The 13,549-nt window shown below is 75.7% G+C and carries 14 protein-coding genes; 2 read left to right on the plus strand and 12 right to left on the minus strand.

Annotated elements, in window-relative coordinates; translation table 11 throughout:
• The first annotated feature begins 101 nt into the window (after positions 1 to 101).
• Positions 102 to 1,352 (plus strand): aminotransferase family protein, encoded by a 1,251-nt coding sequence (locus tag ACVJO7_RS05775; protein WP_491672040.1) that lies wholly within the window; start codon positions 102 to 104, stop codon positions 1,350 to 1,352.
• A gap of 5 nt (positions 1,353 to 1,357) precedes the next feature.
• Here the strand turns inward: ACVJO7_RS05775 and rimI are convergent, their stop codons facing one another.
• The 7 genes from rimI to glmS all read right to left on the minus strand — a co-directional run bounded on the left by rimI (position 1,358) and on the right by glmS (position 8,894).
• On the minus strand, positions 1,358 to 1,822 hold the full coding sequence (gene rimI, locus ACVJO7_RS05780) for a ribosomal protein S18-alanine N-acetyltransferase (RefSeq protein ID WP_344028975.1): 465 nt from the start codon (positions 1,820 to 1,822) through the stop codon (positions 1,358 to 1,360).
• A complete protein-coding gene (gene tsaB / locus ACVJO7_RS05785) occupies positions 1,819 to 2,532 on the minus strand; it encodes a tRNA (adenosine(37)-N6)-threonylcarbamoyltransferase complex dimerization subunit type 1 TsaB (protein ID WP_491672041.1) in 714 nt (237 codons plus the stop codon). The genes rimI and tsaB overlap by 4 nt, the downstream gene beginning before the upstream one ends.
• Before the next feature lie 11 nt (positions 2,533 to 2,543).
• Entirely contained in the window at positions 2,544 to 3,038 is a 495-nt protein-coding gene (gene tsaE / locus ACVJO7_RS05790) for a tRNA (adenosine(37)-N6)-threonylcarbamoyltransferase complex ATPase subunit type 1 TsaE (RefSeq protein WP_491672042.1), read from the minus strand.
• Positions 3,035 to 4,255, minus strand: coding sequence for an alpha/beta fold hydrolase (locus ACVJO7_RS05795; protein ID WP_344028966.1), 1,221 nt, complete (start codon positions 4,253 to 4,255; stop codon positions 3,035 to 3,037). Before ACVJO7_RS05795 ends, tsaE begins: the two co-directional genes overlap by 4 nt.
• Positions 4,252 to 5,448 carry an alanine racemase gene (gene alr, locus ACVJO7_RS05800; protein ID WP_491672215.1) on the minus strand — a complete coding sequence of 399 codons (1,197 nt, stop codon included), beginning with the start codon at positions 5,446 to 5,448 and terminating at the stop codon, positions 4,252 to 4,254. The genes ACVJO7_RS05795 and alr overlap by 4 nt, the downstream gene beginning before the upstream one ends.
• 65 nt (positions 5,449 to 5,513) lie before the next feature.
• The gene (locus tag ACVJO7_RS05805; RefSeq protein WP_491672043.1) at positions 5,514 to 6,995 is read right to left on the minus strand and encodes an NAD(P)H-hydrate dehydratase; all 1,482 of its coding nucleotides are present in this window, start codon (positions 6,993 to 6,995) and stop codon (positions 5,514 to 5,516) included.
• A 39-nt stretch (positions 6,996 to 7,034) separates the two neighbouring features.
• Entirely contained in the window at positions 7,035 to 8,894 is a 1,860-nt protein-coding gene (gene glmS, locus ACVJO7_RS05810; protein WP_344028961.1) for a glutamine--fructose-6-phosphate transaminase (isomerizing), read from the minus strand.
• Between the two features lie 118 nt (positions 8,895 to 9,012).
• Here glmS and ACVJO7_RS05815 point away from each other — a divergent pair, with 118 nt between their 5' ends.
• Positions 9,013 to 9,894 (plus strand): dienelactone hydrolase family protein, encoded by an 882-nt coding sequence (locus ACVJO7_RS05815; protein ID WP_344028958.1) that lies wholly within the window; start codon positions 9,013 to 9,015, stop codon positions 9,892 to 9,894.
• A 131-nt stretch (positions 9,895 to 10,025) separates the two neighbouring features.
• On the opposite strand, the gene ACVJO7_RS05820 is transcribed toward ACVJO7_RS05815, so the two are convergent.
• The 5 genes from ACVJO7_RS05820 to rplM form a co-directional block, all read right to left on the minus strand.
• Positions 10,026 to 10,466, minus strand: a complete 441-nt coding sequence (locus ACVJO7_RS05820; RefSeq protein ID WP_491672044.1) for a hypothetical protein — start codon at positions 10,464 to 10,466, stop codon at positions 10,026 to 10,028.
• The gene (locus tag ACVJO7_RS05825) at positions 10,463 to 10,864 is read right to left on the minus strand and encodes a hypothetical protein (protein WP_491672045.1); all 402 of its coding nucleotides are present in this window, start codon (positions 10,862 to 10,864) and stop codon (positions 10,463 to 10,465) included. The genes ACVJO7_RS05820 and ACVJO7_RS05825 overlap by 4 nt, the downstream gene beginning before the upstream one ends.
• A gap of 75 nt (positions 10,865 to 10,939) precedes the next feature.
• Positions 10,940 to 12,274, minus strand: a complete 1,335-nt coding sequence (gene glmM, locus ACVJO7_RS05830) for a phosphoglucosamine mutase (protein ID WP_491672046.1) — start codon at positions 12,272 to 12,274, stop codon at positions 10,940 to 10,942.
• 11 nt (positions 12,275 to 12,285) lie between these two features.
• Positions 12,286 to 12,927, minus strand: a complete 642-nt coding sequence (gene rpsI, locus ACVJO7_RS05835; protein WP_491672047.1) for a 30S ribosomal protein S9 — start codon at positions 12,925 to 12,927, stop codon at positions 12,286 to 12,288.
• A complete protein-coding gene (gene rplM, locus ACVJO7_RS05840; RefSeq protein ID WP_344028945.1) occupies positions 12,924 to 13,367 on the minus strand; it encodes a 50S ribosomal protein L13 in 444 nt (147 codons plus the stop codon). Before rplM ends, rpsI begins: the two co-directional genes overlap by 4 nt.
• Positions 13,368 to 13,549 lie beyond the last annotated feature (182 nt).

A 13,549-nucleotide genomic window follows, 5' to 3' on the forward strand; every position in this document is an offset into this window, starting at 1 on the left:
CAACCACGCCGTCCACAGTTGTGGATCCACCGGGATCCGGCGGCCGGTGATCGGGGCTAGCGTCGAACGGCGAGTCCCCGTCCCGCCCAGGAGGTCCGCCGATGTCCGCGTTCTGGCATCCGTTCGCCGCCATGCACTCCGTCCGCGACAGCGCGGTGACGATCGTCCGCGGCGAGGACGTCTGGGTGTTCGACGACGCAGGCAGGCGCTACCTCGACGGCACCGCGAGCCTCTGGTACGCCAACGTCGGCCACGGCCGGCGGGAGATCGTCGACGCGATCGCCGAGCAGCTCGGCCGGCTGGAGGCGTACTCCACGTTCACCGACTTCACCAACGAGCCGGCCGAGCGGCTCGCCGCCGAGATCGCCGAGCGCGCCCCGCTGGACGGCGGCAAGGTCTTCTTCACCAGCGGCGGCGGCGACTCGATCGAGACCGCCGCGAAGCTCGCCAGGGAGTACTTCGGCGCGATCGGGGAACCGCAGCGCACGGTGCTGCTGCACCGCGAGCACAGCTACCACGGCACCCACGGCCTGGGCACCTCGCTGGCGGGCATCCCGGGTAACCGGCTGGCCGGGCCGTTCGTGCCGGACGTCGTGCAGACCCCCTGGGACGACGCCGCCGGCCTGGAGAAGGCCATCGTCGATCTCGGCCCGGAGCGGGTCGCGGCGTTCTTCTGCGAACCGGTGATCGGTGCGGGCGGCGTGCTGCCGCCGCCGGAGGGCTACGTCGCGGCCGCCGCCGAGGTCTGCCGCCGGCACGGGGTGCTGTTCGTCGCCGACGCGGTGATCTGCGGGTTCGGCCGGCTCGGCGACTGGTTCGGCGTCGAGCGGTTCGGGGTCCGCCCGGACATCGCCGTCTTCGCGAAGGGCGTGACGTCGGGCTACCAGCCGCTCGGCGGGATCGTGGCGTCCGAGCGGATCGCGGCCCCGTTCTGGGACGTCCCGGGCCGGGTGTTCCGGCACGGCCAGACCTACGCCGGTCATCCCGCGGCGTGCGCGGCGGGCAGCGCCACGATCGCCCTGCTGGAGCGGGACGGGCTGCTGGCCAGGGCCGACGTGCTGGAGACTCAGCTGCTGGAGCGGCTGCAGGGGATCGCCGACCATCCGCTGGTCGACCACGCCCGCGGCGGCACCGGGGTGCTCGGCGCGCTCGCGCTCGACCCGGAACGGCTGGCCGGGGCGCCCGACCTGCCGCAGCGGGTGTTCCGCGCGGCCCGCGAGCGCGGGGCGCTGATCCGCCCGATGGGCTCGGCGGTCGGCTTCTCGCCGCCGCTCACCGCGACCGCCGAGCACCTCGACCTGCTGGCCGAGGTGACCGCGGCCGCGCTGGACGACGCCGCTGTGAGCCGGTAGGCGGCTCAGCCGCGCGCGGTCCGGCGCATGGTGTGCGCGTCGGCGCCGGACGGGTGGTAGTACCGCTTGCGCAGGCCGACGATCTCGAAGCCGTGCCGCTCGTACAGCGTCCTGGCCGGCTCGTTGTCGGTCCGCACCTCCAGGAACACGGTGGCGCGCAGCTCGTCGGCGACCTCCAGCAGCTTCGCCAGCAGGGCCCGGCCGATCCCGTGCCGCTGCCAGGCCGGATCGACGCCGATCGTGTGCACCTCCGCCTCGGCCTGCGGCGGACCGGCGACGACGGCCAGCCCGGCGTAACCGACGAGCTCGCTGCCCGCCCGCGCGGCGAGATAGAGCTGCCCGGAGCTGACGGCGTCCCGGAACGCCTGGGCGCTCCACGGGTCGTCGCCGGGGAACAGCAACCGTTCCAGCTCCGCGCAGCGCTCGGCGTCGGCCCGGTAGAGCGGGCCGACCGTGACGGTGGTGCTCATGCGGTGACGCGCTTGCGCCCGGTCGGCTCGACGGCGTCCGGGCGGCGCAGGTAGAGCGGCTCGACCGGCTCCGGCTCCCGCCCGGCCCGCAGCGCGGCCGCGGCCACCCCGACCAGGCCCTCCGGGGTGACGGCATCGGGCCCGGCGACCGGGACACCGAGCCGGTCGGCGAACGCCGGGTCCCCGGCGACGGTGCCGACCGCCAGCTCGCCGAGCCGGCCGGCCAGCGTGTCCGGCGGTTCGACGGCGGGGCCGCTGAGCCGCCGCGCCGCCGGGTCGTAGGCCGCCCAGTACACCTCGCGCCGGCGCGCGTCGGTCACGACGAGCAGGTTGCCCGGCCCGGCCTGCGGACGTTCCGCGCCCGGCTCGGCGATCCCGGCCGCGGCCAGCGCGATCGCGTCGTGCGTGCAGACGCCGTGCACCGGGACGTCGAGCGCGTGGCCGAGCGCGGCCGCCGAGGCGATCCCGACCCGCAGCCCGGTGAACGGCCCCGGCCCGGCGCCGACCACGATCGCGTCCACCGTCGCGAGGTCCCGGCCGGTCTCGGCGCACAGCGCCCGGACGGCGGGCATCAGCAGCTCGCCGTGCCTGCTCGGGCGGGTGGGGGAACCGCGGTGGGCGCGGACGGCGACGGCCCGCGGGATGTCCTCCAGCGCGACCAGGCCGGCGGTGACGACCGGGGTCGCGGTGTCCAGGGCCAGTACCAGCACGGTCGGCCAGCCTACGGGCGTGCGGTGCGGCGCAGCGTGGCGACCCGGGTCTCGTCGTCGCGGCGCTCCAGGACGACCTCGACGGCGCGCTCGGCGAGCCGGTCGGCCACCCCGATCCCCCACTCGACGGCAACCACGGCCCGGTCCAGCTCGGTGTCCAGGTCCAGGTCGTCGAGCTCGTCGATGACCGCGGCGGCAGCGGCAGCCTCGTCCGGCCCGCCGGCGCCGCCCAGCCGGTAGGCGTCGACGTGCACCAGCGCCGGCCCGTCCCCGGACGGCGGGTGCTCGCGGGCGATCACGAACGTCGGCGACGCGACCTGCCCGGTCACCCCGAGCCCGCGGGCCAGCCCGCGGACCAGCGCGGTCTTGCCCGCCCCGAGCGGGCCGGCGAGCAGCAGCACATCCCCGGCGACGAGCTCGCGGCCCAGCTCCTCGCCGAACGTCTCGGTGTCGGCGACGGTCGGCAGCTCGCGGCGCAGCGGCGCGGCACCCGGCGCGGGGATCACGCGCGGCCCTTTCGCTTCCCGCGGCCGGCCCCGCGCAGGACGCCGGCGCGGCGGCGCGGGCGGTCCGGCGTGCCGTCGGCGTCCGGGCGCCGGTCCGGGCCGTGCTCGGGGCGCCTGCGCCGGAACCGGCCGCCCCGGGTGCGTTCCAGGCTGCGCTCGATCAGCGCACCCAGCTCGGCGTCGACCTTCTCCGGCTGCTCCAGCATCGGCATGTGCCCGACGCCGGGCAGCCGCACCAGCCGCGCGGTCGGGATCGCGTCGGCGATCACCTCGCTGTGCCGGTACGGGATGATCCGGTCGCCGTCGCCGGCGAGCACCAGCACCTCGGCGCAGCACAGGCCGGGCAGCGCGGCGAGCCGGTCGTGCGTGCCGAGGGTGTCGACGAAGTCGGTGAGCGCACCCACCGCGTTCGAGTCGATCATCGTGTCGACCAGGTCCACCATCCGCGGGTCGACCTGCCGGTCGCCGTAGGCGAACCGCTTGGTGATCGCCCAGATGATGTCGCCGAGCGCGCGGCGGCCGGTCTCCACCAGCCCCGGCTGCCAGGCGGCGAGCCCGCCGAGCGCGCGGATCACCGGGTTGCGGCGGGACAGGAAGGTGCCGGGCAGGCCGGACGCCGCCATCTCGCCCGCCGACGTCGACACCAGCGCGACGGCGGCGACCCGGTCGTGGAACAGCTCCGGGTGCTGCTCGGCGAGCGCCATCACCGTCATGCCGCCCATCGAGTGCGACACCAGCACCAGCGGCCCCTCCGGGACCATCGCGCGGATCACCGCGTCGAGGTCCCGGCCGAGCTGGTCGATGGTGCAGGAGTCCTGCGGCGCCCGCTCGGAGCGGCCGTGGCTGCGCTGGTCGTAGAGCACCATCCGCACCGACGGGTCGGTCATGCCGGCCAGGAACGCGCGCTGCTCCTGCCAGGTCCGCCGGTCCAGCGCGAAGCCGTGCACCAGGACGACGGTCGCGGCGGGCTCCGATCCGTCCGCGGGCGCGACCTCCTCGCAGGCGAGCCGGATGCCGTCGTCGGCCATCACCGAGCTCTCCTCGCCGATCCGGCCGGGCGAGGGCGCGCCGCCGTGCTCGGCCATCTCGGTGGCCAGGCTGCGCCGCGCCGAGGCGATCTTGCGGCGCTGCGCGGCGACGCCGACACCGGCGGCCGCCCCGGCCGCGCCGACCAGGCCGCCGGTGATCCCGGCGACCGTCCATCCCCTGCGGCTCACGCCTGCCCTCCGTCGTGCACCGTCCGGCGGACCCGGCCCTTGATCCCGGTGACGATCTCGTAGTGGATGGTGCCGAGCTCGTCGGCCCACTCGCGGGCGGTCGGCCCGCCGCCCGCGCCGGTCCCGAACAGCTCCACCGGGTCCCCGACGGCGACCGCGAGCGCGCCCGGCTCCCCGCAGTCGACGACGAACTGGTCCATGCACACCCGGCCGGCCACCGGCCGGATCGTGCCGCCGATCCGCACCCGCATCCGGCCGCGGTCGTTCCCCCGCCGCGGGACGCCGTCGGCGTAGCCGAGCGGCACCAGCGCCAGCACCCGCGGGCCGGCGGCCACGAACTCGTGGCCGTAGGACACGCCCTCGCCCGCCGGGACCGTCTTCACCAGCGCGACCCGCCCGCGCAGCGTCATCGCCGGGCGCAGCGGGCTGTCCGCGGGCTGCGCGATCGGGTCCAGCCCGTAGGCGGCGATGCCCGGCCGGACCAGGTCGAGGTGCAGGTCGGGGCGGGTCAGGGTGGCCGCCGAGTTGGCGAGATGGCGCAGCGGGGCGAAGCCGCGGTCGCGGACGTGCGCGACGGCCGCGTGCAGCCGGGCCGCCTGGGCGTCGATGCTGGGATCGCCGGGCTCGTCGGCCCGGGCCAGGTGCGACCAGACGGCGACCGGCTCGGCGGTCCCGTCGGCGGCGGCCGCCACGACGTCGTCGACCAGGCCCGGCCACTCGCCGGGCGGGCAGCCGTTGCGGCCCAGGCCGGTGTCGGCCTTGAGGTGCAGCCGGACCGGCCGGCCGGCCGCGCGGGCCCCGGCGAGCACCGCGGCGAGGTGCTCGCGGGAGGACACCGACAGCTCCACCCCGGCGGCGACGGCGGCGGCGAAGTCCTCGTCGGGCAGGTGCAGCCAGCTCAGCAGCGGGGCGTCGATCCCGGCGGAGCGCACCGCGAGCGCCTCGTCGAGGGTCGCCACGCCCAGCCGGGTCGCGCCCGCCGAGAGCGCGGCCCGGGCGACGCCGGGCGCGCCGTGGCCGTAGCCGTCGGCCTTCACCACGACCATCGTCTCGGCGCCCGAGCGGGCCGCCGCACCGGAGAGCAGGGCGACGTTGTGCCGCACCGCGTCCAGGTCGATCACGGCCTCCGCGCGCGGGCCGCCGGCCGGGGGTGTGGCGGCACCCGCACCGGGCACGGGTTCGGTGGCAGGCAACACGGGTCCGATCATCGCATCCCGCACCGGTCGGCCCGCCGGGGACGGGACCGCGCGGCCCGGGCTCAGCCCGCTGCGGCGGCCCGCACCCCGCTCAGCGCGGCCGGGATCGCGGCCTGCAGCGACGACGCGGGCACCGGCACCGGCGGCAGCCCGTGCGCACGCGCGGCGCGGGTCGCCGCCCTGGCGTGCACGAGGGTCGCGCAGCCGGCCGCCCACCAGGGCTCCAGGCCGGCCGCCAGCAGGGCACCGATCATCCCGGTGAGCACGTCGCCGGAGCCCGCGGTGGCGGCCCACGCGTCGGCCGCCGGATCGACCAGCGCGCGCCCGTCCGGGGCGGCGACGACAGTGGCGTTGCCCTTCAGCAGCACCGTCACGCCCAGCTCGGCCGCGGCGGCCCGGGCCGCCGCGACCCGGTCGCCGCCGTGGTCCCGGTACAGGTCGCCGGCGATCCGGGCGAACTCGCCGGCGTGCGGGGTGAGCACCGCGGGCTGCCCGTGAACGCGCTCCCGCAGGGCCCGGTCGGCGGCCAGCAGGGTGATCCCGTCGGCGTCGATGCAGACCGGCACCTCCCGGTCCAGCACCGCCTCCAGCACGGCCCGGCCGGCCGATCCGGTGCCGATGCCGGGGCCGACCGCCCACGCCTGGGTGCGGCCGGCGTCGGTGATGTCCCCGGTGGCGACGATCTCCGGCCAGTGCCGGCGCACCTCGTCGGCCGCCGATCCGGCGAACCGCACCATCCCGGAGGTGGCCAGCGCGGCCGCGCCGGCGGCCAGCACGGCGGCTCCCGGGTAGGTCGCCGATCCGGCGGCGATCCCGACGACGCCCTGGCTGTACTTGTCGTCGTCCGGGCCGGGGACCGGCCAGTACCGGCCGGCGTCGGCGTCGTCGAGCACCCGGGCGTGCGGCTCGCCCAGGTACGGTCCGAGCCCGAAGTCGACCAGGTGGACCGGACCGCACAGCGGCGCCGCGAGCGCGTGCACCGGCTTGCGGGTGCCGAAGGTGACGGTGCACGCGGCCCGCACGTGCGGCCCGGCGGTGCGCCCGGTGTCGGTGTCGACGCCCGACGGCAGGTCGCAGGCGACGATCGGGACGCCCGCCCGGTCCGCGGCGTCGACCAGCGCCGGGGCCGGATCGCGCAGCGGGCCGCGGCCGGAGATGCCGACGATGCCGTCCACCACGACGTCGGCACCGGCCACCAGCTCGCGCGCCGCGTCCAGGGTCTCCGGCAGCACCGGCAGCACCCGGCCGCGGGCCCGGCGCAGCGCGGCGAGCCCGGCCGGATGGGCCCGGTCCCGGTCCAGCAGCAGCGCGGTGACCCGGGCGCCGCGGCGGCGCAGCTCGGCACCGGCCCACAGCGCGTCGCCGCCGTTGTCGCCGGCCCCGACCAGCAGGACCACCCGGCCTCCGTAGCCGCCGCCGAGCAGGCCGCGCAGGTGCGCGGCCAGCCCGCCGGCCGCCCGGCGCATCAGCACGCCGTCGGCGACCGTCGCCGCCATCGCGCCCTCGGACGCCCTGACCTGCTCCGCGGTGTACAACCCGTGCATGGCGCGGAGACTAGACCCGCGTCCCGATCGGCGGTCGGCTCACTCCACGGTGACCGACTTCGCCAGGTTCCGCGGCTTGTCCACGTCGTAGCCGCGGGCCCGGGCGATCTCGGCCGCGATGACCTGCAGCGGGATCGTCGCCACCAGCGGCTGCAGCAGCGTCGGCACGGCCGGCAGCTCGAAGAGGTGGTCGGCGAACGGCCGCACCGTCTCGTCCCCGGTCTCGGCCAGCACCACGGTCCGCGCGCCGCGGGCCTTGATCTCCTGGATGTTGCTCAGCAGCTTGGAGTGCAGCACCGCGCGGCCCTTCGGCGACGGCATCACCACGACCACCGGCAGGCCGTCCTCGATCAGCGCGATCGGGCCGTGCTTGAGCTCGCCCGCCGCGAACGCCTCGGCGTGCATGTAGGCGAGCTCCTTGAGCTTGAGCGCACCCTCCAGGGCGACCGGGTAGCCGACGTGGCGGCCCAGGAACAGCACCGCCTTCGACGGCGCCAGCTCCTGCCCGAGCGCGCGGGCCGCCCCCAGCGACTCCAGCACCTCGGCGACGGCCGCCGGGATCGCCTCCAGCTGCTCGTACTCGCGGACCACCTCGTCCGGGTACTTGGTGCCGCGGGCCTGCGCCAGCGCCAGGCCGACCAGGTAGTTCGCGGCGACCTGCGCGGTGAACGTCTTGGTCGCGGCGACGCCGATCTCCGGACCGGCATGGGTGTAGATCACCGCGTCCGACTCGCGCGGGATCTGCGCCCCGTTGGTGTTGCAGATGGCCAGCACCCTGGCCTTCTGGTCCTTGGCGTGCCGCAGCGCCTCCAGGGTGTCCGCGGTCTCGCCGGACTGGGAGATCGCGACGACCAGCGTGGACCGGTCCAGCACCGGGTCGCGGTAGCGGAACTCGCTGGCCAGCTCGATCTCGACCGGGATCCGGGTCCAGTGCTCGATCGCGTACTTCGCGAGCAGCCCGGAGTGGTAGGCGGTCCCGCAGGCGACCACGAAGACCTTGTCGACGTCGCGCAGCTCCTGGTCGGTGAGCCGCTGCTCGTCGAGCACGATCCGGCCGTCGACCAGGTGCCCGCGCAGGGTGTCGGCGATCGCGGTCGGCTGCTCCTCGATCTCCTTGAGCATGAAGTAGTCGTGGCCGCCCTTCTCGGCGGCGGCCAGGTCCCAGGTCACCTCGAACGGGGTGGCGGTCACCGGCTCACCGTGGAAGTCGGTGACCTCGTAGCCGTCCCGGGTGATGGTGACGACCTGGTCCTGCCCGAGCTCGACGGCCGAGCGGGTGTGCTCGATGAACGCCGCGACGTCGGACGCCAGGAACGTCTCGCCGTCGCCGATGCCGAGCACCAGCGGCGAGTTCCGGCGGGCCGCGACGATCCGGTCCGGGTCGTCGGCGTGCGTCACGACCAGGGTGAAGGCGCCCTCCAGCCGGCGGGCCACCGCGCGGACGGCGGCCGGGAGGTCCCCGGCGGTCCCGCCCTCGGCGTAGGCGACGGCGACCAGGTGCGCCGCCGTCTCGGTGTCGGTGTCGGACTCGGCCCAGATCCCGCGCGCCTCCAGCTCGGCGCGCAGCTCGATGAAGTTCTCGATGATCCCGTTGTGGACCACCGCGACCTTGCCGTCGCTGCTGCGGTGCGGGTGCGCGTTGCGGTCGGTCGGCGGGCCGTGCGTCGCCCAGCGGGTGTGCCCGATCCCGGACGTGCTGACGAAGCCCTCCCGGCCGATCTCGTCCAGGCGGGCCTCCAGGTTCGCCAGCGCACCCGCCTTCCGCTCCACCAGCAGGTCACCGTCACCCGGTAGGGCGACACCGGCGGAGTCGTACCCGCGGTACTCCAGGCGGCGCAGGCCGCCGAGCACGACGTCGAGTGCGACCTGATGACCGACGTAACCGACGATGCCACACATACGACCGAGCGTATCGACGCCCGATCCGCGATCTTCCGGCGCCGGGTGCGAGCGGCGCCACGCCCGAGGTGGGCGGCGCGGCGGGCAGGTCGTGACCTGCACCGGTACGGTGCCGTCCGTGGCCCGGACCAGCGTGACCCGTCCCCCGTCCATGAAGGGGGCCAAGGACGCCCTCGGCGTGCTCTCCCGGCCGGGGCCGAATCCGGTCCGGTACGGCGATCTCGGCCTGATCGGGTTGCCGGGCATCGTCTACACCCCCGCGGAGGGCTACCAGCTGCCCGCCGTCGTGCTCGGGCACGCCTGGCTGCAGCCGGTGCGCCGCTATCACGAGCTGCTCCGGCACCTCGCGACCTGGGGTTTCGTCGCCGCGGCACCGAACACGCAGCGCGGCCCGGTGCCGAGCGTGTCCCGGTTCTCCGCGGACCTGAACACCGTGCTCGACGTGTGCGTCGGCGTCCGGCTCGGCGACGGCCACATCAGTGTCGACGCCCGCCGCACCGCTCTGGTCGGGCACGGCATCGGCGGTGGCGCGGCGATCCTGGCCGCGGCCGCCCGGGAACGTCTCGGCGCGCTGGTGACGCTCGCCCCGGCCGAGACCTCGCCGTCCGCGATCGAGGCCGCGGGCCGGGTGACCGCACCCGCCCTGCACCTGGCCGCCGCGGTCGACTCGCTGGCCCCGGCCGCCGGGCACGCCGAGCCGATCGCCAGGGCGGCCGGTGGCGAGGTGACCCTGCGCAGCATCGACAAGGCGGGCCATCTCGGCTTCTGCGAGGGCACGCACTGGTCGAGCCTGCTGCTGCAGAACCGCCCGCAGCACCGCACCCGCAAGATCACCCGGGCGCTGGTCACCGCATTCCTGATGCAGGAGCTGATCGGCGAGAAGCGGGTGTCCGCGCTGACCTCGGGCAACGTCCCGGGGGCTCCGCTGGTCGATCTCACCCCGGCCGAGGACGACGAGGAGTCCGCCTCGTCCGGCGGCCTGCTCGGCATCGGCCGCTGACCGGGCCGGCCGGCGCCTGATCACCGATCGGGAACCGGGACCCCTCCCGGACGACCGATCCGGTGCCCGATCGGTGATCAGCAGCCGGGGTCCGGGCCGCCGTGTCAGCGGCCGGGGCCCGGGCCCCCGTGTCAGCGGCCGGGGCCCGGGCCGAGCGGCGGCAGCAGCGGTGCGACGACGCCGCGGCGGTCGGTGGCGCGGGTCCCGGTGATGCCGGGCAGCGGCGGGGCGGTAGGCCCGGCCGGGCCGGTTTCCGGCTGCTCGGGTTCGGGTTGCTCGGGTTCGGGTTGCTCGGGTTCGGGTTGCTCGGATTCGGGTTGCTCGGGTTCGGGTTGCTCGGGTTCGGGTTGCTCGGAGCCCCCGTCGAGGCGCTGTCGTTCGGCGGTGGCGTCGGCGGCCAGCCGGTCGGTCGCCCGGCGCACCAGATCGAGCCGGTCGGTCCACTCCCGGCCCGCCGGGTCGTCCCAGGCGGCGGCGAGGGCACCGCGCACCGCGACCAGCGCGCCGGCGGTGTCGTCGAGGCGCGCCACCAGCCGCCGCAGCGCGGCGCTCTGCTCCGCGATCCCGGTCACCGCGGGTCCCGTGCCCCGGCCGGATCCGATCGCCCGGCCAGGTCCAGTGGCCCGGCCTGATCCGGCAGCCCGGCCATGTCCGATGGCCCGGCCGGATGGCTCGGCATCGTCCAGTGGGCCGCCCGGAACGCTGCGGCCGTCATCTCGTCGGCGGCGCGGGCTGCGCCGGCGCAGTACCGGGCGGTGGCGGCCAGCGACTCCAGCTCGTCGGCGATCCGCAGCGCGTCCCGGCCGTGCTCACCGGTCGGGCCGGCGACCACGGCGGCCCGCAGATCGACCACGGCGTCGTCCAGCCGGGTGGCCATCCGGTCCAGTGCATCGGGGTCCCGCCGCAGGTCCGGTCGCATCCCGGCACTCTGCCCGATCCGGCCCCCGACCACCCAAGGGTCGTTCGCCATCGCGAACGTCAGCCGGTCGAGCGTTGCACGATGGCGGTCCCGACGACCATCGTGCAACGCTCGAGCGGCGGCGGTTCAGCTCGCGGCGGCGACCACGTCGGCCAGCCGGGCGGCGACCGCACCGGCCTCCTCGGCGGTCGGCGCCTCCACCATCACCCGGACCAGCAGCTCGGTGCCCGAGGGTCGCAGCAGCACCCGCCCGGTGTCGCCGAGCTCGGCCTCGGCCTTCGCGACGGCCTCGGCGACACGGTCGGACGCGGCGACCGCGTCCCGGTCGCCGACCACGACGTTGCGCAGCACCTGCGGCAGCGGCGTCATCACCGACGCCAGCTCGGCCAGCGACGATCCGGTCGACGCGATCCGGCTCATCAGCCGCAGCGCGGTGAGCAGGCCGTCCCCGGTCGTCGCGTGACCCGGCAGCACCACGTGCCCGGACTGCTCGCCGCCGAGCGAGTACCCGCCCTCGCGCAGCCGCTCCAGCACGTACCGGTCACCGACCTTGGTGGTGTCCAGGGTGATCCCGGCGTCGCGCATGGCGAGGTGCAGGCCCAGGTTGCTCATCACGGTCGCGACGAGCGTGTCGTGGGCGAGCTCGCCGGCCTCGCGCATCGCGAGCGCGAGCACCGCCATGATCCGGTCGCCGTCGACGACGTTCCCGGCGGCGTCCACCGCCAGGCAGCGGTCGGCGTCGCCGTCGTGCGCGATGCCGAGATCGGCCCCGTGCTCGACGACGGCGCGCTGCAGCGGCTCCAGGTGGGTGGACCCGACGCCGTCGTTGATGTTCAGCCCGGTCGGCTCGGCGTTCAGCGCGATCACGTCCGCGCCGGCCTGGCGGTACGCCTCGGGCGCGGCGACGGACGCGGCGCCGTGCGCACAGTCCACGACCACCGTCAGCCCGGCCAGCGAGCCGGGGGCCGCCGACAGCAGATGGTCGACGTAGACGGTGGTCGCGTCCGGCGCGTCCCACACCCGCCCGATGTCCGCACCGGTGGGCCGGTCCGCGCGGGTGCCGAGACCGCGCTCGATCTCGTCCTCGACGTCGTCGGGCAGCTTGTGACCGCCCGCGGCGAACAGCTTGATGCCGTTGTCGGGCATCGGGTTGTGCGACGCGGAGATCATCACGCCGAGATCGGCGCCTGCCTCGGCGACCAGGTGCGCGACGCCCGGGGTGGGCAGCACGCCGACCCGGATCGCGTCCGCACCGGCCGAGGTCAGGCCCGCGACGACCGCGGCCTCCAGCATCTCCCCGCTCGCGCGCGGGTCCCGGCCGACGACCGCGACGGGGCGGCGGCCGGCTCCGTTCGACAGGGTGCGCGCGGCCGAGGCACACACACCAACGGCGAACTCCGGAGTGAGGAGTTCGCCGTTGGCCAGGCCCCGGACGCCGTCTGTCCCGAAAAGGCGACGCATCCGGTCTGCGATCAGCGCTTGGAGTACTGGGGCGCCTTGCGGGCCTTCTTGAGGCCGTACTTCTTGCGCTCGACGGCGCGGGCGTCCCGGGTGAGGAAGCCGGCCTTCTTCAGGGCCGGGCGGTCCTCGGAGTCGAGCTCGACCAGCGCGCGGGCGATGGCCAGGCGCAGCGCGCCGGCCTGACCCGCGGTGCCGCCGCCGCGCAGGTTCGCGAAGATGTCGAACCGCTCCGTCTTCTCGACGGTGACCAGCGGCTCCTTCACGATCTGCTGGTGCAGCTTGTTCGGGAAGTAGGTCTCGAGCGGCTTGCCGTTGAGCGTGAAGCCACCGGTGCCCGGCAGCAGCCGGACGCGGACCACGGCCTCCTTGCGGCGGCCGACGGTCTGCACCGGACGGTCGCCCTGCAGCGGCGCCTCGGCGGCGAACGCGTCGGCGTCGAAGTCGGTGTTCTCCTCGATCGAGTAGTCGACCTCGTCGACGGCCTCGACGTCTGCGGCCTCGACGTCACCGACGGCCTCGCCGACGGTCTCGGTCAGCTCGGTCTCGGTCGCCGCGGCGGCCGCACCCTCGGTCTCGACCGCGTCGACGACCTCGTCGGGTCCGTTCTCGGGGCTGGTCACGGGCTGTCCCTCTTCGTTGCTCGGGGTGGTCACTGGCTGACCTGGGTGATCTCGAACGGCTGCGGCTTCTGCGCCTCGTGCGGGTGGTCCGGACCGGCGTAGACCTTCAGCTTCTTGGCCATCGCACGCCCGAGCCGGTTCTTCGGCAGCATGCCCTTGATCGCCTTCTCGACGAGGCGGTCGGGCTGGCTGTCGATCATCTCGCCGACGGAGCGCTGGCGGAGGCCACCCGGGAAGCCGGAGTGGCGGTAGACGAACTTGTCGGTCCGCTTGTTGCCGGACACCGAGATCTTCTCCGCGTTCACGATCACCACGAAGTCGCCGTTGTCGACGTGCGGCGCGTAGGTCGGCTTGTGCTTGCCACGCAGCAGCGTGGCGGCATGCGTGGCGAGCCGACCGAGGCGCACGTCGTCGGCATCGATCACGTGCCAGGCGCGGGTGATGTCGCCGGGCTTGGGGCTGTACGTGGGCACGGATCTACCTCGTCGTCGTTCTCGGCTGCGGTGGGCGGTACCGGCGGACTCGTCCGCTCGGATCCGGCCCACACTGGTGTGGTTCCTAGCGTGCCGCTGGTGGACGCCGGAGGGACGCTCGCCCGCCGGAGTTCGCTGCCTCGCACCTTCTCGAGGAACGACGGTCGGCGCCCGCGGGTCTC

Source organism: Pseudonocardia sp. DxW, assembly GCF_058448985.1.